Here is a 16,766-nt window from a genome sequence, read left to right as displayed (position 1 = left end):
CTGCGGCAGCGACTGGACGCCCAGGCCAAAGGGCTTCCGATCCCGCCCTACCCGGACGACCCCGACGACGTCTGACCCGCATCACCCACCGGCGCCTCCTGGCGCTCCGACCCCGGGGAGAGTCCTCTCGTGAACCGTCCTCCTGTTGGGCTGTCGGCCCTGCTCCACCGTCCGGAGCTCCCCGCCCGCTGCTTCCTGACCGCCTTGGCCGCAATCACCCTGAGCTGCGCCGCGTACGCGGCGGGCCGACGGCACCGGAGCGGGAACGACGACGTCCTCGCGAGGGCCCGGCCGGACGAGACGAGATGGACCGTCGAGGGATTCGACGCCGGCGAGTGGCTGCCCGCGACGATGTGGCGCACGAGCCGTGAGGAGACCGAGCGGCATCTCGTCCGCGCCCACCACCGGCACCCCGTCCTCGCCCACCGGCTCATCCGCGAACGCCGGATCTGCACCGTTCACGCCACCCTGGCGCCCCACCACCCGAAGGAGCAGGCATGAAGTCCTTGAGCGACGTCGAGTCCCTGGCCGAACGCGCGCACGAGGGACAGGTCGACAAGGTCGGCCGCCCGTACATCGATCACGTCCGGGCCGTCGCGGCTGGCCTCGCCCCGTTCGGTGACGAACTCGTGATGGCCGGGCTCCTGCACGACGTCATCGAGGACACCGCGTGGACGGCCGGCGAGCTGCTCGCCGCCGGGATCCCCCCGCGAGTCGTCGAGATCGTCGAAGCGGTGACGAACCGGCCGGGCGTGCCGTACGCGGACAAGATCCGGCAGATCACCAGCGACCCGCAGGCGACGCTCGTGAAGATCGCCGACAACGCCCACAACTCCCGTCCGGACCGGGCAGCCCAGCTTCCGGCGGAGAAGCGTGAGCGCCTCGCGGCGAAGTACCGGGCCGCCCGGGGACTGCTGTGGCCGGCCGCCCGCCCGCAGGACGTCGAGGCGATCGTGCGCATCGTCTCTCCGTCCCTGCTCGCCGAGCGGGACGCTCACCGCTGACGGAGGGGGCGGTGGGCGCGCGCTTCCCGTTCGCGCCCCGCTACGCGCGGCCCTGGCCCTGCTGCTGGTCGGTGAGCTGGCGAACGTACTGGTCCAGCGGGTCGAAGTGCCATGCTGCGCGGAGGTTGTCGACCTCTGCTGCGTCCCGTAGGGGCAGCGGTACCAGCCGGCCGCCCGGGCCTTGGGTCAGCTGCGTGCCGAAGAGCTGGGGCAGGCCCGCGGCGACGAGCACCCGGTCCTCCAGCAGGGCTCCGTGGCGCGGATCGGCATCGCCCGCCGTCACCGCGGCCGCCAGAAGCGTCAGGCACTCACCCTGGAAGTCCGGCTGCCGGTCGGCGTGCTGCGCGAACAGCCACGCTGCGGAGGCGCCGTCGGACCCCACCAGTGCCTCCCCCGGCCACCCGTGCGATCCGATCACCGTGTTCAGCCACGCGGTGTTGCCCTCGTCCACGGCGCGCCACCGCTCAAGTAGCTGAGGCGTGCGCTCGGAGGCGGGCACCAGCCGGACGGCCTGGTCCTCCTCTTGGCGCCGGAGCAATTCGCCGCGCAACTCCTCGTTGCGGCTCGGCCGGGGCCGCAGCGCGGCCGCCCGCGCGATTCCTTCGAACAGGGCGGCGCTCAGGTCCAGCGTGTCCCGGGGGAGATCCCGGTCGCCGAGACCGGCGCGCGTGACCCAGTGGGTTGCGTGCTCGGAGGCGGGGTGGGGGACGAGAGGCCGGTCGGTGACGCCGACGAAGAGGTGGTCGCGGTGTACAGGTCCTTCTCCGCGGCGGCTGTCCGCGGCCGCCGGTCGGGAGACCACGTGCCAGGCTGCGGGGACCGGTTGATCAGGGCGGTCGTCCGGGAGCAGCGGCGGGAGCAGGCGTGTCGGATAGCCGGTCCTCTCCTGTACCGCGCGCACGGCTGCGGCGGCCGGCTCCTCGCCGTCGTCTACCTGCCCTCCTGCGACGCGTTCGCCCCCGGCACGGGGATGTTCCACGACGCATAACCTCCATTCCCACCCGAACTTCGCGAAGAGGTAGCAATGTGCCGTGTCGTGAGCTGCCAGTGCGTCGGTCATGGCTCCGATACTGGCCGGGGCGCGGTCCGTGTGACTCCCGTCCGGGGGAAGTGCTCCGGAGATCGGGCGGGGAGATCGACCGGGCATCTTCAGCTGGTGCGTTGATGCCGGTGGGGCCTGTGTTCTCTGCGCGGCAGGGCACCAGGGGCGATAGCGTGGTCACCAGAAGCAGTCGCGGTTCCGACCCGCTGCTCGCCCGTGATTGCGGTCACGGGCGTTTCGCTGTCCGGGCTGCGCTCGGGTGGGACGGGTCGGAGGCGGCGGTCGCGCAGTGCGGACGCCGGCGGCTGCGCACGTCAAGGAGAGAACAGCATGGCCAGTGGCACCGTGAAGTGGTTCAACGCCGAGAAGGGCTTCGGCTTCATCGAGCAGGACGGTGGCGGCCCCGACGTCTTCGCCCACTACTCGAACATCAACAGCCAGGGCTTCCGCGAGCTTCAGGAAGGCCAGAAGGTCCAGTTCGACGTCACGCAGGGCCAGAAGGGCCCGCAGGCGGAGAACATCAGCGTGGTCTGAGCGTCCTCTGCTCCATGACGCCCCGTCGGCGCCTCGGCTGTCGGCGGGGCATCTTCGCGTTCGGTAGCGGAGATCGGGTGCTCCCACGGCCGGGCGTCAGACCCCACCCGCGCGGTACCGCGGCACTCCAGCCGCTGCCAGAAGGTCCGTCCCAGCTCTTCGCTGGGGGTGGCTTCGATCCCGGGCCCGGCGTACGAGGCGTGTGGCCGGCCCGCGCCGGCGACAACCGGGCGGGCCGACCGACCTCGGTTGACAGCCGAGGTGTGTGTCCTGCGTGCTGCCACACGCTCGGACGGAGCTGTCCCCGGCGCCAACCGGGTGCAGCTGTACGCCACCTCTCATGGCAGTGAGCGGTCGGCGCCACCGGCCCTAACCAGGAGCCGAATCTGTGGAAATCGTATCGGCGGGCGCCGTGACGTGCTGCTACGCCGTGCGGCGCTCGGCGCGGGCGGCGAGCCGCGCGGCGCGGTAGGCCTGGGCGGGGTCGGCGGAGGGGCCGGGGACGGGCTGCCAGTTCCCGTACGGAGCGCGGTAGGGGTGCCAGCAGCCGTCGGGGCCGTAGCGCAGTTGGACGCCGGCGGCCTCGTCGGTGAGCTGGTTGTCCACGCAGACGACCGTGGCGAGCGGTGCGGGCCGCAGGGGCTGGATGGCGGCCTGAGCGTGGGCGAGGACGTCGTGTTCGACGGTGAACGGCTGCAGGTAGGCGGCGGCGCCACCGGGGCCGCCGTAGGCGTGGGCGAGCTGGAGGTGGCCCATGGCGACGATGCCCAGGCCCAGATGGTCCATGGCGGCCTGCCGGAAGGAGGCGCCGTGCGGGAGGGAGACGAGGCGGGCGAGGTCGCTGCCGGTGTCCTGGAACGTCGGCGGCTCGTCCCCCTCCAGCAGCAGCCCGGCGCGGTGTGCGGCGTCCGCGGCCAGCGCCTCCAGCGCGGCGAGGTCCGGAAGCGGAAGCGGCGGCGGAGCGAACCGGCCGGGCGGCACCGGCTGCACGCCGACCAGGTCGAGGTCGACCTGGTCGGGGATCGACGCGGCCGACGGGGAGGGCTGGGCCGGGACAAGCCGAGCGGCCGGAACCGGGTGAACGGGCGGCGGGGACTCGGTGTGCCGCGCCTGCGGCGTGACGTCGGGCGCCTGGACCGCGACCTGAACGGGAGCCGGTGCCGGGGCCGGACGCTGAGCCGGCGAGGCGGTGGCTTCGGTCCGGCCGGCCGTGCCTTGCCGGGTGCGCAGCCGGGTCTTGAGGTTCTGATGGGGCCGGCCGCGCAAGGTGAACAGCGGGGCGGGCGCCGTACGGAGCCGGTGGGCGAGGAGGAGCCCGAGGGCGAGGGAGTGCGCGCACGGGGACGCGATGCCGGGCCGGCAGGTGCAGGTGAAGGAGAGGTCCTGCGGGGTGGGGACCAGGGCGATGCCGGCGGTACGGGCAGGGTCGGTCAGCTGGTCGCTGATGAGCGCGGTGCCGGCCACCTCGTAGGCGTCGGGGCGCTGGGTGATCGCGTCCTCGACACGGTCCCATTCCTGGGCGGTGAGCTCGGGGGTGAGGAGCCGGGGCCGGGCTACGCGCCCGTCGGGCAGGGGGAACTTGGTGGTGGCGAAGCCGACGTTGACGTTGAGCGGCCCGGCGGTGTTGGTGGCCAGCAGGCGGCGTCCGGCGTCCAGGACTTCTGCGTCGCCTGCGGCCGCGGTCAGGGCGTCGGTGAGGGCGTGGCCCCATCCGGCGGTGGTGTGCTGCACGTTCATCGGTGTCCCCCCAGGCTGACGAGGTCGGCGAGTTCGCGGTCGGTGAGCTGCGCGAGGGCCTGGTCCCCGCCGGTCAGGACGGCGTCCTGCAGGCTCCGCTTGTGGGTGAGGAGCTGGTCGATGCGGTCCTCGACGGTGTGCTCGGAGATCAGGCGGTGCACGGTGACGATCGCGCGCTGGCCGATGCGGTGGGCGCGGTCGGTGGCCTGGTCTTCCACGGCCGCGTTCCAGCTGCGGTCGTAGTGGATGACGTGGGCTGCCCGGGTGAGGTTCAGGCCGGTTCCGGCCGCCTTGAGGGACAGGATCATCACGGGGTGGTGGCCGGCCTGGAAGTCGTCGACCATGCGCTGCCGCTCGGCGAGCGGGGTGGCGCCGTGCAGGAAGAGCGGCGTGTGGCCGAGGGCGGTGAGGTGGGCGGTGAGCAGGTGCCCCATGGTGACGTAGCTGGTGAAGATCAGGGCGGCCTCGCCGCGGAGCCGGATCGTGTCCAGCAGTTCGACGAGGGCGGCCGTCTTGGCCGACCGGTCGGCGAACTGCGTCGCGTCCCCGCCGGTGGGGGTGGCCGATGGCAGGGGTTCGCGCAGGTAGTGGGCGGGGTGGTTGGTGATCTGCTTCAGGGCGGTGAGCAGCTTGAAGACCAGGCCGCTGCGGGCGATTCCCGTCTTCGACTGGACCTGTTCGAGGGTGTCGCGGACGACGGCTTCGTAGAGGGCGGTCTGCTCGGTGGTCAGCTGGACGATGCGCCGCTGGTCGATCTTCGCGGGGAGTTCGGGGGCGATGCCGGGGTCCGCCTTACGGCGCCGGAGGAGGAACGGGCCGATCATCCGGTTGAGGTCGGCGGCCTGGGCGGAGTGGGGGTCCTTCTCCGCGGCGGTCGCCCACCGGGCGCGGAAGGTGCGCAGGGTCCCGAAGAGGCCGGGGTTGGCCCAGTCCAGCAGCGCCCACAGCTCGGAGAGGTTGTTCTCTACGGGGGTGCCGGTCAGTGCCAGACGGGTGGTGGAGGGTAGGGCGCGCAGCTGGCGGGCGGTCGCGGAGGTGGGGTTCTTCGCGTGCTGGGCCTCATCCGCGATGACCAGGGACCAGTGCCTTGCGGCGAGGAGCGCCTGGTCGCGGCGCAGAACGCCGTAGGTCGTGATCACCAGGGTGGTGTCGGTGACCGTGTCCAGGGTGCGGGCGGGCCCGTGGTAGTCGACGACCGGCAGGTGGGGGGCGAACCGGTGGGCTTCGCGGCGCCAGTTGGTCACCAGGGACGCCGGGCAGATCACGAGCGTCGGACCGGGGTCGCGCTGCTGGTGGTGCAGGGTGAAGGCGAGGGCGGTGAGGGTCTTGCCCAGGCCCATGTCGTCGGCGAGGACCGCTCCGAACCCCAGAGCGGTGGTGTGGGCGAGCCAGGTCAGGGCGCGTTCCTGGTAGCCGCGCAGGGTGGCGTCCAGTTGGTCGGGGGCGGGCACCGCGTCGGGATGGTGCTCGCCGCGGGTGAGGACGGCCATCAGGTCGGCCAGCGCCCCGGCGGGCCGGCAGGGGACGACGACGTCGGCGACGGTGAGGGTGCCGGTCAGGGCGGCGGTCAGCGCCTGGGTGCCCGGGAGTTGGCCGAGAAGGCGGTGGCGGGCACGCCGCCGCAGGAGCGGATCGGCCAGGACCCACTGGCCGCGGACCCGTACCAGCGGCCGGGCGGCTTCCGCCAGGGCGTTCATCTCCTGCTCGCTCAACTCCGCCCCGTTCAGGGCTACCTGCCACCGGAAGTCGAGGAGGGCGCCGATGCTGAACCGCGGCCGCTCCCCCGCGCCGGCGTGCCCGGGGCCGGGGCCGGGTTCGGTGCCGACGACCGCGGCCGCCTGCAGCGCGGTCCGCAGCCGCTCGGGCCACACGACGTTCAGCCCCGCCCGGGCGAGTTCGTTCTCCTGCTCCAGCAGCGCCTCGATCGCCGCGGCGTGGACGGTGACGCGGTGCGGGCTGTCCTGCTCGGCGAGCATGGTCAGGACCGGGCAGAGCCGGCCGGCGCGGCGCAGGGCGCGGCGTACCCGCGGTCGCAGCGCCGGGGCGTCCTCCTCGCCCAGGCGGGCGGCGCCCGACCAGACCTGCTCGGCGGGGACGTCGTGCCCGGTGTCGGGGGCGGTGCCGACGGGCGCCAGGTGGAGGTCTGCGGTGAGCGCTCCGGTGGCGGCCTGTTCGTCGCTGGGATGGTGCACGCGCAGGATCAGCAGGGGCGCGGGCCCGCCGTCGGCGAGGTCCTCCGCACGGTCGAGCCACGGGCGGACCTCGCCCAGCGTTTCGGCGGGCAGCGGCTGCGCCTCGGGCGTGGTCGTCCAGGGGCCTTCGCCGAACACGGTGGCGGCCGGGGTCCGCACGAGGGCGTCGGCCAGGGCGTCGCAGCACGCGGTGAGCAGGCCTTCGGCGGGGACGCCGAGCGGCAGCACTCCGGGAGGGGCGGCCGCGGCAAGGACGGTCAGCGCCTCCCGGGCGGGCGCCGGGAGGGGGCCGACGCGCCACGTCGCCCGATCGCCTTCGTCGAGGGCGGGGTAGATGAGCCGGGCCCGGATGAGCTGCAGGGCGATGTGCACCGCCCGCTGCCAGAACACCACGGTGAGGTTGTCGGTGAGGTTCGCCGGGCGCAGGACGTGCAGGCCGTCCAGGAGGGGCGCCCGCCAGCCGGGAGCTCCGTCCGGGCTGCGTCCGGGGGTGAGCGGGGCGGGCAAACCCGTCATCGGCAGGGACTCGGCTCCTGTGTCCTGCACCCACCAGGCCGCTGGCCTGCCGGGGCCGGCGGGCGTGAACGTCACCGGGCAGCCGGCGGTGAGCGCCTTCAGCAGCAGATCCGGTGCGGGCAGGCCGTTTACCGCGAGCGCCGGACGGACGGGACGGTGCGAGCCGGCCCGTGACGGAGCGGGGGGTGCCTCGCGGTCCGCGGTCACGGCCGGGGGGCGCGTGGGAGCGGCGGGCGTCACGGCAGGGGCGGTGCGGGGCGAGGTGGGGAGGGAGTTCAGCTTGCGCAGCAGGTTCAGCGCCGCGGCGTGGCGGGCGGCGACCTTGTCGGGGCCGGTCCCGGTCGCCGTCACCTGGGTGCCGGAGGCGGTGTGCCGGCAGGAGTAGGTGCACTCGACCCGGGAGCCGAGCTGGCGGATCTGCGATTCGGGCCGGGTGATGGTCTCCCTCTGGTGGTGCTTGTTGAGGTGCCTGACCGGGTCCTGTCCCTGCTGGGGGATCGTGATCTGTTGCGTCTGGGGCGGCTTGTCGTCGATCTGTACGGCGGGCTCGGGAAGATCGGCGACCTGCGCGAGGAGCGCGAGGGCGGCGTAGTGCCGGGCGGTCTTGCGGGACGCGGCTGCGCGAGGGGGGCCCTCCCAGGTGCGGTCGGCGTGCAGCAGGGCCCGGACCCGGGGCCGTTCGGGTGTCGAGTCCGGGGCGTCTTCGAAGGTCAGGCCGCGGTCCTGGCCGTGCTGTTCGGCGTGCCAGTGCAGGAGGGTCGCCGGGGTGGGGGGCATCGCCGCGGCCCGCTCCAATGCCGCGCTCCGCATCAGGGTCCAGGCCTCGCCCGGCGCGGCGAGGATCAGCTGGTGCATGTCGCGGTGGCGCAGCCGGCCGGTGCGCGCCCGCCGCAGCGTCTCCTCCTCCAGCTGCGCCCCGGGGCTCTGCCCTGCTTGAAGGGCGCGGCTCAGGTGATGCTCGAAGACCTCCGAGGGCATGCCCGGCAGGGTCAGGCGTTCCACCGGGCGTCCTTTGGCCGGCTCTTCGCCGGGCAGCGGGACGCCGGCGAGGCAGGCGAGCAGGGCCAGAGCCGCCGCGTTCTTGGCGTCCCGGCTGGTGCGCGCCCGCCGGGCGGGACCGGTGACCTGGTGGCCCGCGGCGCCGATGACCGCGGTGAGGGTGACGTCCCCGGCGGCGGCGCCCAGCGAGCGGGCCGGCTCCTCGAACCGCGGGGGCGGCCACACCTCGGCCTGCGTGTGGGTGACCAGGACCTGCCGGGCCTTCTCCGGGTCCTGGGCGAGGACGTCGATGGCGGCCTTGCGGGCCGGCTCCCATCCGGGTGCGTCTCCCGTGGCGAGGAGCAGCAGTCGCAGGTCGCGGACGGTGAGCGTGCCGGCGTGGCAGCGGCGTACGGCGTCGCGGGCCAGGGCGTCGTCGTACGACGCCGAGCCGGCGAGGTTCTTCAGTACCTGGTGCCATCCCTCGGCGTTCAGCGCCGTCACGTCCCCGCGGCCCGCGGGCACCGTCGGCGCGGTGATGCTGATTCCAGCCGTGGACCCCACTCGTACTCCCCCCACCACCAGGTGCTGTTCGCATCAGCCCAGGGTGGTCATCACTGACGGCAAAGACTCCGCCACAGTAGGGGAGCTCACTGACATGGCGCGGCCCCGCCGCGGCCGCGTCGTCGAGCGGGTGGGTCGGGGTGGTCAGTTGCCGTTCTGGGAGCGGATGGCGCTGCGGATGGCCATGTCCACGGTGCGGTCGGCGGCCAGCTCGTCGTAGTACCGGGCGCTGCCGGGGTGCTCGCGCAGCACCCCGGCCAGGATCCGGGCGGGCGTGCCGCGCAGTTGGCGAAGCCAGTCGCGGGTGGCGATCTGCTGGTCGAACTCGTTGAAGGCCTCGTCCCAGGTGCACATCCCGCGAGCTGCTTCCTCCAGCAGGTCCCACTGCTCGCGGCCGGCCGCCTGACGGCCGACGCCGCGCAGCCACGCGATGGCCCTCTTGGCCTCGTTCCAGTGCGCCCAGCTGGAGCCGTCGCCCCGAACGTGTGCGGTCATCGCCTGGATCAGGGTGAGGGCCTGTTCGGGATGGGCCAGCAGGAGCGGCGCGGTCAGCTTCATGTCCAGGCTCGCCACGACGTCCAGGTACAGCTCGTAGTCGTCGCCGTGGTCGGCGGCGAGCTCGAGCAGCCGGCCGGCGGCCGTGGTGTCCCCCGCCTGGGCGGCCGCCGCGAGGTGCTGGGCCCGCGCGATCGGCAGGTCGGTGTGTGGTGCGCTCTCCTGTTCGACGAGGTCCAGGAACTCGGCGATCGTCTGCGGGCGCTTCAGCGGGTCCTGGTAGGTGCACTGCCTCACGACGCTGCGCCAGGGGCCCGGGGGCGCCGGGAGAGGCACGTTCGCTACTGGCTCGGTGCCCGTCAGCAGCCAGCCGATGACCTTGCCCAGGCTGTAGATGTCGCTCGCGGCGGTGGCGTTGTGGGGGTCGACGGACAGTTCGGGGGCGCCGAACTCGGCGGTTCCGATGACGCTGCCGGTGCGTTTGGGATTGGTGGTCTGTCCGCGGGGGCGGCGCACGATGCCCCAGTCACCGAGGACCCAACGGCCGTCCAGCTGCAGGATGTTCGCGGGCTTGATGTCGCGGTGCAGGTAGTCCAGGCGGTGGGCGTCGGCCAACGCGGAGGCCACCGCGTCCACCAGGGACCGCAGTTCCCCGCTGTCGCCCTGCAGAAGAGGCTGGCAGCGTTCGGCGGTGGTCTGGGCCATGGGCATGACGAACCACTCGGCCCGCGGGCACGAGTCGAGGACCGGCATCACGTGGCGGTTGCCGCTGAGCTTCTGGGCGACCTCGATCTCCCGCAGCATCCGGGCGGTCAGGTTCTCACGCAGCGAGCGCGGCTTCTTGAACGCGACGACGACTCCCGTCGTCTTGTGCACGGCCTCGTGGACGACGCCCATGCCGCCCTCGCCATCGGCCAGCGGAAACGTCTCCAGGGCATAGTCCTTCCTCACGCCGCGGGACTGCCGGCGCACCGCGGCGTACGGGTCGGCGTCGGGCGGCGGCGGGCGCTCGGCGACCGCAGGGACGTCGGCCGGGGCGTGACCGGTGATCTTCATCAGCACGGGGTGGACGGCGCCGATGTCGTTCGTCGGCAGCGAGCCCAGCAGGTACGCGGGCCCGCCCTGCGGGCTCTGGATCAGGCCCAGCACGTCGCCGAGCTGCACACGGGCGACCGCGTCGCTCGTGCGGGAGCCGGCGTTGAGGGTGTGCAGTTCCACGCCGATGCCGGAGCCGGCCCGTCCGGCCAGCAGGATCGTGTCCCCGCCGGCGCCGGCCGTGTGTCCCGGGTAGGAGACCGGGGTCGGCGTCCAGTCGTGGCGCTCGCCGGCGCTTGTGCTGACATCGAGGTCGACGACCGCGCTGTGGCCGCCGGCGGCCAGGAGGAAGCGGCGCCCGCCGAGCCAGCCGGCCGAGCAGACCGCCGCGTCGAAGGCGATGGAGAACTGCTGCTGATCGCCGACCTCCTCGCCGAGCCGGGTGAGCGCCAGGGTCGCACCGGTGCCGGCGCCGAGCGTCGCCCCCGATCCGGACAGCACCCACACGCTGGCGTCGGGGCCGAGCAGCAGGCTCGCGTTTGCCTCGAACCCGCCGCCCACCGCCCGCAGTTCGCCGTCGCGCCACAGGACCACCGACGGCCCGCACAGCACGCAGAGCGCGCCGTCGGGCAGGACGACCGCGGCGCCGTGCAGGCCGGGAAGCGGCAACCGCCACCGCACTCCGCCGTGCTGGAGATCCACCTCGGCGAGCCCGGCCTCGGTGGTGATCAGCGCCCGCTGGGCGGATTGCCAGGCGAGCCCGCTCGGGCGCAGCGGCCACGACCGGCCGGTCAGGGCCACGCGGGCGGTGATGCCCGGCTCCGCCGCGACCGGCACGGTGTCCGGTCGCGGCGGCCGCGCGGTCAGGGCCAGCGCGGAAGCCGGTTCCTGCGGTTCCTGCAGGAGGAGTTCGGGCAGGGGGGTGTAGGGCGGCCGGGGCCTGCGGAAGGCTGAGCGGATCAGGTCGGCGAGCGGGGCGAGGCCGCAGACGGCTGCCTCCAGATGGTCCCGGTCCAGCAGCACGGCGCCCGCGGGCAGGGCTGCGCGCAGGGCGTCGTCCACCTCCAGGCCGTCCGTCCGCGCGCAGAGCAGGACCCATCGCGCGTTGTGCCCGGCAACGCGGTCGTGGGCCCGGACGGCGGCGGTGGCCGCCTCGGCCACTGCGGTGCCTGACGCGGTTGTCACGGTGAGCGCGTAGTCGCGTCCGGCGAGTTCGAAGAACACGGCCGGCTCATCAGGCGAGCGGTGGTCCACCGTCGCCTCGGGATCGGTGCGCCGGATCAGGGCCGCCACCACATCGACGAGGAGGCGGTGGCGGTCCCGCTCGGCTACTTCGCCGTCGTGGACCTGGCCGTACTCGGCCAGCAGCTCCCGTACGCCGTCCATCGACCCGCCCCGTGCCTCGCGCCTCGCGGGCGCCGTGCCCGCAGGGGCGATTGTTCCGTACGGGGGGACGCCACGGGCGGGCATCGTGGAGATCCGCCGGCCTCGCGGGGCCGGCCACCTCGGGACGGGCCCGCTCCCCCGCTTGCCCGGCCCCCCGCGGCTGCGGGTGAGCAAGCGCGTTGCGGGGGGTTCGGTGGACCGCAGCCCGGTGCGGCGCAGGGTCTCGATGGTGTGCGTCATGCTGCCTCCGCGGCTGGCTCCGGCCCGTTGGGGCGCGCCGTGGCGCCGGGTGCGAGCCACACGGGGCGGTGCGGATCGGAGGTGTCCCAGCCGCGCCATCGCTCGTCGAGGAGTTCGCCTGTCACGGGATCGACGACGCCTTCGGGGACGAGGACCGGCCACTGCCGTACGGGCCGGGCGCGGAGGTCGCGTTCGGTGAGCCAGCGCTGGTAGTTGGCCCGGTCGCGGGCGTGACGCGCTCTGCGGCGCTCGCCCATGCCGGCGGTTCCCTGCTGCTCGGCGGCGTGGGCGAGGACCTCGTCGTCGGGCTGGAGCCGTACGGGGCCCGAGAGTTCGGGGGCCAGGTAGTACAGGCCCTCGCGTTCCAGGGCGAGGCCGTCGGCGACGAGCTTGTCAAGGCGGCGGGTGACCGTGGTGCGGTGCAGGGTGGTGGCCTGCTGCAGGCGTTGGGGGCTGAGGCCCTCGGTGACGTCGAGGCAGGCCAGCAGCCGGGCACCGCTGGTGCCGTGGCCGTAGTGGTGGAAGGCGTCGTGGCTCATCACCGCAGCCAGTGCGGCCGTGTCGGTGAAGGTGTGCGGATCCGGGACAGTTGCCAGCTCCTGGGGAGTGGGGGGCAGGAAGTGTCCCGACGCTGCACGCGCGAGGAGCTCACGGACCGGTTGTGGGATCTTCAGCCGCCACCTCGATCCGTGGTTCTTGCCGGTGCCGGCCTCCAGCAGGTCCAGCCACCCGGCGCTGACCAGACGCTGGTCGCTGGCCTCCGCGGTCGACTTGGCGCACCCCATCCGCTCGGCGTGGGGCCGTAGCGCGGTGGTGTGGTCCAGGCCGCCGGCGCGCTCGCACAGACGAAGCCGTGCGGCGAGGTTCTTCTGGTCGACTGCTCCCCCGCCGCGTGAGGACCAGGTGAAGCTCTCCACTGCGCGGCGGACCTCGGTGATCTTCTCCACGGAGTCGGGCCGGTCGGTGATCGACCCGTTGCGCGCGGCGAACTCGCGGGCCTTGTCCAGCATCGCGGTGAGTTTGCCCTCGGCGTACTCGGAGCCCTTTCGCTCACGGAGCTTGCGCGCCCACCAGCCGCCGCGGGTGGGGGTGTAGATCAGGGCCTGGTGGAAGTCGGCGGGCGTCCACTCCCGGCCGGGCTGCGAGCATGCCAGGGCGAGCGCCATCGTGATGCGGTAGCCGGCGTCGGGGTCGTCCCGGCCGGCGTACCGGCCCTCGGTGTCGCCCTCCAGCAGCAGGCGCAGCGAACGCTTGCTGATCTCCCGGTGCTCCCACACCGGCTTTCCTCCGCGGCCGGGACGGGATGCGGGAGTCGTGCGTTGCGCGCGCGGGGTCGGTACGCGGGTCGGGGTCATCGTGCCTGCCCCGTCCGCGGGGACACGATGCCCGGACGGGCCGCGGCTCCGGCCGCGAGTGCCGTGCCGGCCGTCTCGTCGCGCCTGGTGTCGGACCTCGTACTGGTCACGCGGCGCTCACCGCCTCGCATACCGGCGCCGCGAAGGCTGCGCTCCGGTCCCCGGGCAGCGGCTGGGCGGCGAGCTCGGCACACCGGCTCGGCCAGTCCGTCACCGGCGGCCGCGCAGGCGACTGGCCCCGGGCGAGTTCCAGCTGCCGGGTCCGTTCGGCGAGCAGGAAGCCGGCCGCACGCTCCTGAGCCTGGTCCGCGGCCTTCTCGGCGGCCTCAACCGCGGTGGCCCGGTTGAGATACCGGTGCGCTGCGCGGATCGTGGCCTGGTAGGCGTTGTCCGCCTCTGCCTCAGCCCGCTCGGAGCGCATCAGCCGGGCGTGCAGGCTCGACCGCCGCCCCTCGCGCAACTGCTGCGCCCGCTCACGGGCCTCGAGGACCAGGCCGGCCTCGTTCACGCCCTGCGCCCGCAGCCGTTCGACGGCCCCGTCGACCAGCGCCGCGGTGTCCCGGGCGCAGCTCTCGGTGATCCGGGCGACGTCGGCCGGATCCGCCAGGTCGGCCCGGGCGAGCACCGCGAAGTCGACCGCCTCGGCCAAGGCCCGCTGGGTGTGGCGGCGTTCCGAGCACAGCAGGCACAGGCTGGCCGCCTCGGGCAGACCGCAGTCCGCGCACGGCGCGTCCAGGCGGGCCCGCTCGGCCGCGGCGAGCTCGGCCCGGCGCTGTTCGGTGGCCTTGCGGCGCTCGGCCTGCTCGACCACGGCACGCTCACGGCGGACGGCCTGGACGGCCGCCTCGTACGCCACCGCGGACTGAAGCCGCCTCTCGATCTCGGCCCGCAACACCTGCGGGGCGGCGCCCGCCAGCTCCTGGGCGGTCTCCTGGGCGATCCGGGCCCGCAGACCCCGCCGGTCACCGATCAGGACCTGGCAGCTGGGGCAGTCGGCGCCGGAGTCCATCCGCCGGCCCTCGTCGCACATCTGCGACCAGCACAGGGCCCGCTGCGGCAGACCGCGGCGCAGGATCCACCCCACCGGATCGTTCACCGGCCGGCCCATCTCCTGATCCAGACGCCGTCCGAGCCGCTCGGCCAAGGCCTCCTCCGCCGCTTCCGGGCCGACGACTCCGCCCAGTACACCGAGCTGCACCCGAACTCCGGCCAGGACACGGCGCCGAGCACCCGCCCGTCCCAGCCGGGCCCAGACGCCGGCGACCGGCGCCAGCACCGACTCCAACCCCTCCGGCAGCCGTGCCGGACGAGTGAAGACCACCCGGCCCGCAGAGCGACGAGCCGCCGAACCTCCCGCCACCTCCTGCTGCTCACCGGGGACTTCGTTGTGCTGTTCCCCGCGCAGCGGGCCACCCTGGCCGACCGCCGCCTCAGCGGCGCCCTCGTCCCGTTCGTCAACGCTGTGGTCCGCCTGGCCCTCGCGCACGCCTGCGCGCTCCGGCCGACTGCCGCACCACCGATCGGCTTCGCCGGACAACCCAGAACCAAGAGTCAGAGAACCCGATACATCAACCACCGGTGCGTGGGTGGCGTGGAGCGGTGCACCAGCAGGGCGCTCCACCACACCGGCCTCCCCCGCCCCATCGGCAGCCGATTCCCCGGTGTTCTCGGGGGACGCGTCGTCCTGAACCTCGTCAAGATCTCCGGGTGCATCAGCGGGGCGCTGGAAAAAAGGAGGCTCGACATCGTCGAAGGACTCCTGCTGCCAGCCCTCACCCGACAGGACCAGGCCCTCGTCCGGCGTCTCCTCCTGGTCGTGGACACCACCCTGAGCACACGACGCACACGCCACCGAACCGCCCACCGGCCCAGCGACCTCGGCGGCCCCGCTCTCCGGCGCCCTGCCCTGGACACGACGGTGCGCGGCCGCGACCGCCGGCACCACCAGACGGCCCTTCCCGAGCTGCCCGCCCTCCGTCGTCCCCCGCACGACCTCCACGAACTGGCCCAGCGCGAGACGGTCCACGACCTTCGCCCCGCCGGACACCGAACAGCCCAGCGCCTTCGCCGTCGTGGCGTCCGCCCGCCCGCGACCCTCCTTCACCGAACCGCCCACCAGCCGCACCCGGCCGTCCGGGCGCGACTGCAGAATCAGCAGCAGCAGGGCGAGCCGGTCCGTGGCCGCGCCCCTCCCCCGCCGCGACGCCAGCAGCCCCGCCGGCGTGAGCGGACCGTCCGTCGGCGCCCAGCCCGGCCCGAACACCGCCTCGCACAGGCGAAGGAGCGTCGCCAACTGCTTCTTGTCCAGGGCGAGCGGATGCATCACGTCGCCCCCCTCCCGCGCCGCAAGCAGCGGAAGGAGCTTCCACTCAAGCCCCGTGACCTGACCGATCTCATCCTGCACAGGCTTGGTGGTCACCACCTTCGCCTCACGCAGGGCAGGCAGCACGGTGTGGTCGACGTAGGACTCGCTGAACCCGAGCCACCGCGCCAACTCCCCAGCCCGCAACTGCATCACGACCGAACGCGCCGGCGCCTTCGCCAGCAACACCACCGCCGCCAGCCGCACCGCATCCGGCGCACCCTGAAGCGACGCATCAGCCAGCAGAGACCGCACCGCGGTGAACAACCGCGCGCGCATCCCACGACTCAACGCCAGCGGATCGCCAGGGCCCCACTCCGGGACCGGACCCGCCATCTCGACAACCTCGCCCCGCCGCGGAAGACGCCGCCACGACGAGCCAGAACGCTTCGAACGAGCCGACTCCCGCACCGTTTCAGGCACGACTGAGCCAGCCCTCGTACGGACAGAGATGATCTGCTCCATAATCGAGGAGGGAAGGGGACACCGTCACCGCGGCCCGAATCGGTCGGACACGGCGACACCGGCACTCAGCAAGCGATCTGGCTGGACATCACCCCCTCCACGCAGTGCGAACGGCCCGGGACCGCAGATCCCGGGCCTCTTCGCGTTCGAGGCATCCTGCAAGCTCGCGCCTGTGGATAAGTTCCGGCCCTGGCGCGCTGATCGCCGCACGCTTGGTGAACGCGTGTGCTGCACAGGTGGTCATCAGCACCGCTCCTCCTCGCGTCGAGAACAGAAACAAGTGAGCCTAAAAAGTGGGCGCTACCCATGCGGGCTGCCAGGCGCAGGAGTCCTGACCCTCTGGATTTTGCGACCCTATTCGAGTAATCGAGAATCGCGAAATTCAATTAGAGGCTCGTACCATACACCCTCGCTGACCTGCGGTGTTGCTGGTTTTGTCGGGCGTGGCGCTCAATCAGTTGACTATCAGACGCGTTCATTTTCCCGGAGCAGAACGACAACTCACAGGGCAAAGTAGAGTTCAGTTTCGTAATTTATTTTGGCGACTTGAAAACTATTCCGCCGCTCAATTTCGTGTGCGGTTTTGCGCTTGTTGCGCGCCGCGCTGATGTGGAAACGCATCCAACATCTGCGCGCCGGTGGAGCTGCAGAACTCGCAGGAGGCGGACAGCGGGTACCCCAGGTACCCACGTCGACGAGTCGTGCAAGACAGCCAAGCGAATGCCGATGAGCCGGCGTTTGACATGGAGCAGCGGACGAACCGTCGCGCTGACCTATCGGTGCGCTGGCTGTTCCAAGGCCTCATCCGGCGCGGAACCTGACCGCGTTTGAGGGTTGGATCGCGAGGAGGTGCGGTGAGTT

9 protein-coding genes are annotated in these 16,766 nt (G+C 73.1%); 3 read left to right on the top strand and 6 right to left on the bottom strand.

Going from position 1 to position 16,766, the window contains the following annotated elements:
- Positions 1-129: 129 nt before the first annotated feature.
- Together OG435_RS46625 and OG435_RS46620 are read left to right on the top strand one after the other, a co-directional pair.
- Positions 130-501, top strand: coding sequence for a hypothetical protein (locus OG435_RS46625; protein WP_266887635.1), 372 nt, complete (start codon positions 130-132; stop codon positions 499-501).
- On the top strand, positions 498-1,004 hold the full coding sequence (locus OG435_RS46620) for an HD domain-containing protein (RefSeq protein ID WP_266887633.1): 507 nt from the start codon (positions 498-500) through the stop codon (positions 1,002-1,004). The genes OG435_RS46625 and OG435_RS46620 overlap by 4 nt, the downstream gene beginning before the upstream one ends.
- A gap of 40 nt (positions 1,005-1,044) precedes the next feature.
- Here the strand turns inward: OG435_RS46620 and OG435_RS46615 are convergent, their stop codons facing one another.
- Entirely contained in the window at positions 1,045-1,983 is a 939-nt protein-coding gene (locus OG435_RS46615; protein WP_266887631.1) for a DUF6624 domain-containing protein, read from the bottom strand.
- Between the two features lie 393 nt (positions 1,984-2,376).
- On the opposite strand from OG435_RS46615, the gene OG435_RS46610 reads away from it, so the two are divergent.
- The gene (locus OG435_RS46610; RefSeq protein WP_266887629.1) at positions 2,377-2,580 is read left to right on the top strand and encodes a cold-shock protein; all 204 of its coding nucleotides are present in this window, start codon (positions 2,377-2,379) and stop codon (positions 2,578-2,580) included.
- Positions 2,581-3,003: 423 nt separating this feature from the next.
- Here the strand turns inward: OG435_RS46610 and OG435_RS46605 are convergent, their stop codons facing one another.
- The 5 genes from OG435_RS46605 to OG435_RS46585 all read right to left on the bottom strand — a co-directional run bounded on the left by OG435_RS46605 (position 3,004) and on the right by OG435_RS46585 (position 15,647).
- Positions 3,004-4,317: a hypothetical protein gene (locus tag OG435_RS46605; RefSeq protein WP_266887627.1), complete on the bottom strand. Its 1,314-nt coding sequence runs from the start codon at positions 4,315-4,317 to the stop codon at positions 3,004-3,006.
- Positions 4,314-8,567 carry an SNF2-related protein gene (locus tag OG435_RS46600; RefSeq protein ID WP_266887625.1) on the bottom strand — a complete coding sequence of 1,418 codons (4,254 nt, stop codon included), beginning with the start codon at positions 8,565-8,567 and terminating at the stop codon, positions 4,314-4,316. Before OG435_RS46600 ends, OG435_RS46605 begins: the two co-directional genes overlap by 4 nt.
- A 144-nt stretch (positions 8,568-8,711) precedes the next feature.
- On the bottom strand, positions 8,712-11,483 hold the full coding sequence (locus OG435_RS46595; protein ID WP_266887623.1) for a serine/threonine-protein kinase: 2,772 nt from the start codon (positions 11,481-11,483) through the stop codon (positions 8,712-8,714).
- A 236-nt stretch (positions 11,484-11,719) separates the two neighbouring features.
- Positions 11,720-13,000: a hypothetical protein gene (locus tag OG435_RS46590; RefSeq protein WP_266887621.1), complete on the bottom strand. Its 1,281-nt coding sequence runs from the start codon at positions 12,998-13,000 to the stop codon at positions 11,720-11,722.
- Between the two features lie 184 nt (positions 13,001-13,184).
- Complete coding sequence (locus OG435_RS46585) at positions 13,185-15,647, bottom strand: hypothetical protein (RefSeq protein WP_266887620.1); 2,463 nt, start codon at positions 15,645-15,647, stop codon at positions 13,185-13,187.
- Between the last annotated feature and the right edge of the window lie 1,119 nt (positions 15,648-16,766).

The sequence above is a fragment of the Streptomyces sp. NBC_01264 genome (assembly GCF_026340675.1).
Taxonomy (GTDB): Bacteria; Actinomycetota; Actinomycetes; order Streptomycetales; family Streptomycetaceae; genus Streptomyces.
The sequence above is the reverse complement of the archived record's forward strand: the minus strand, read 5'-3'. Positions and strand labels throughout refer to the sequence as shown.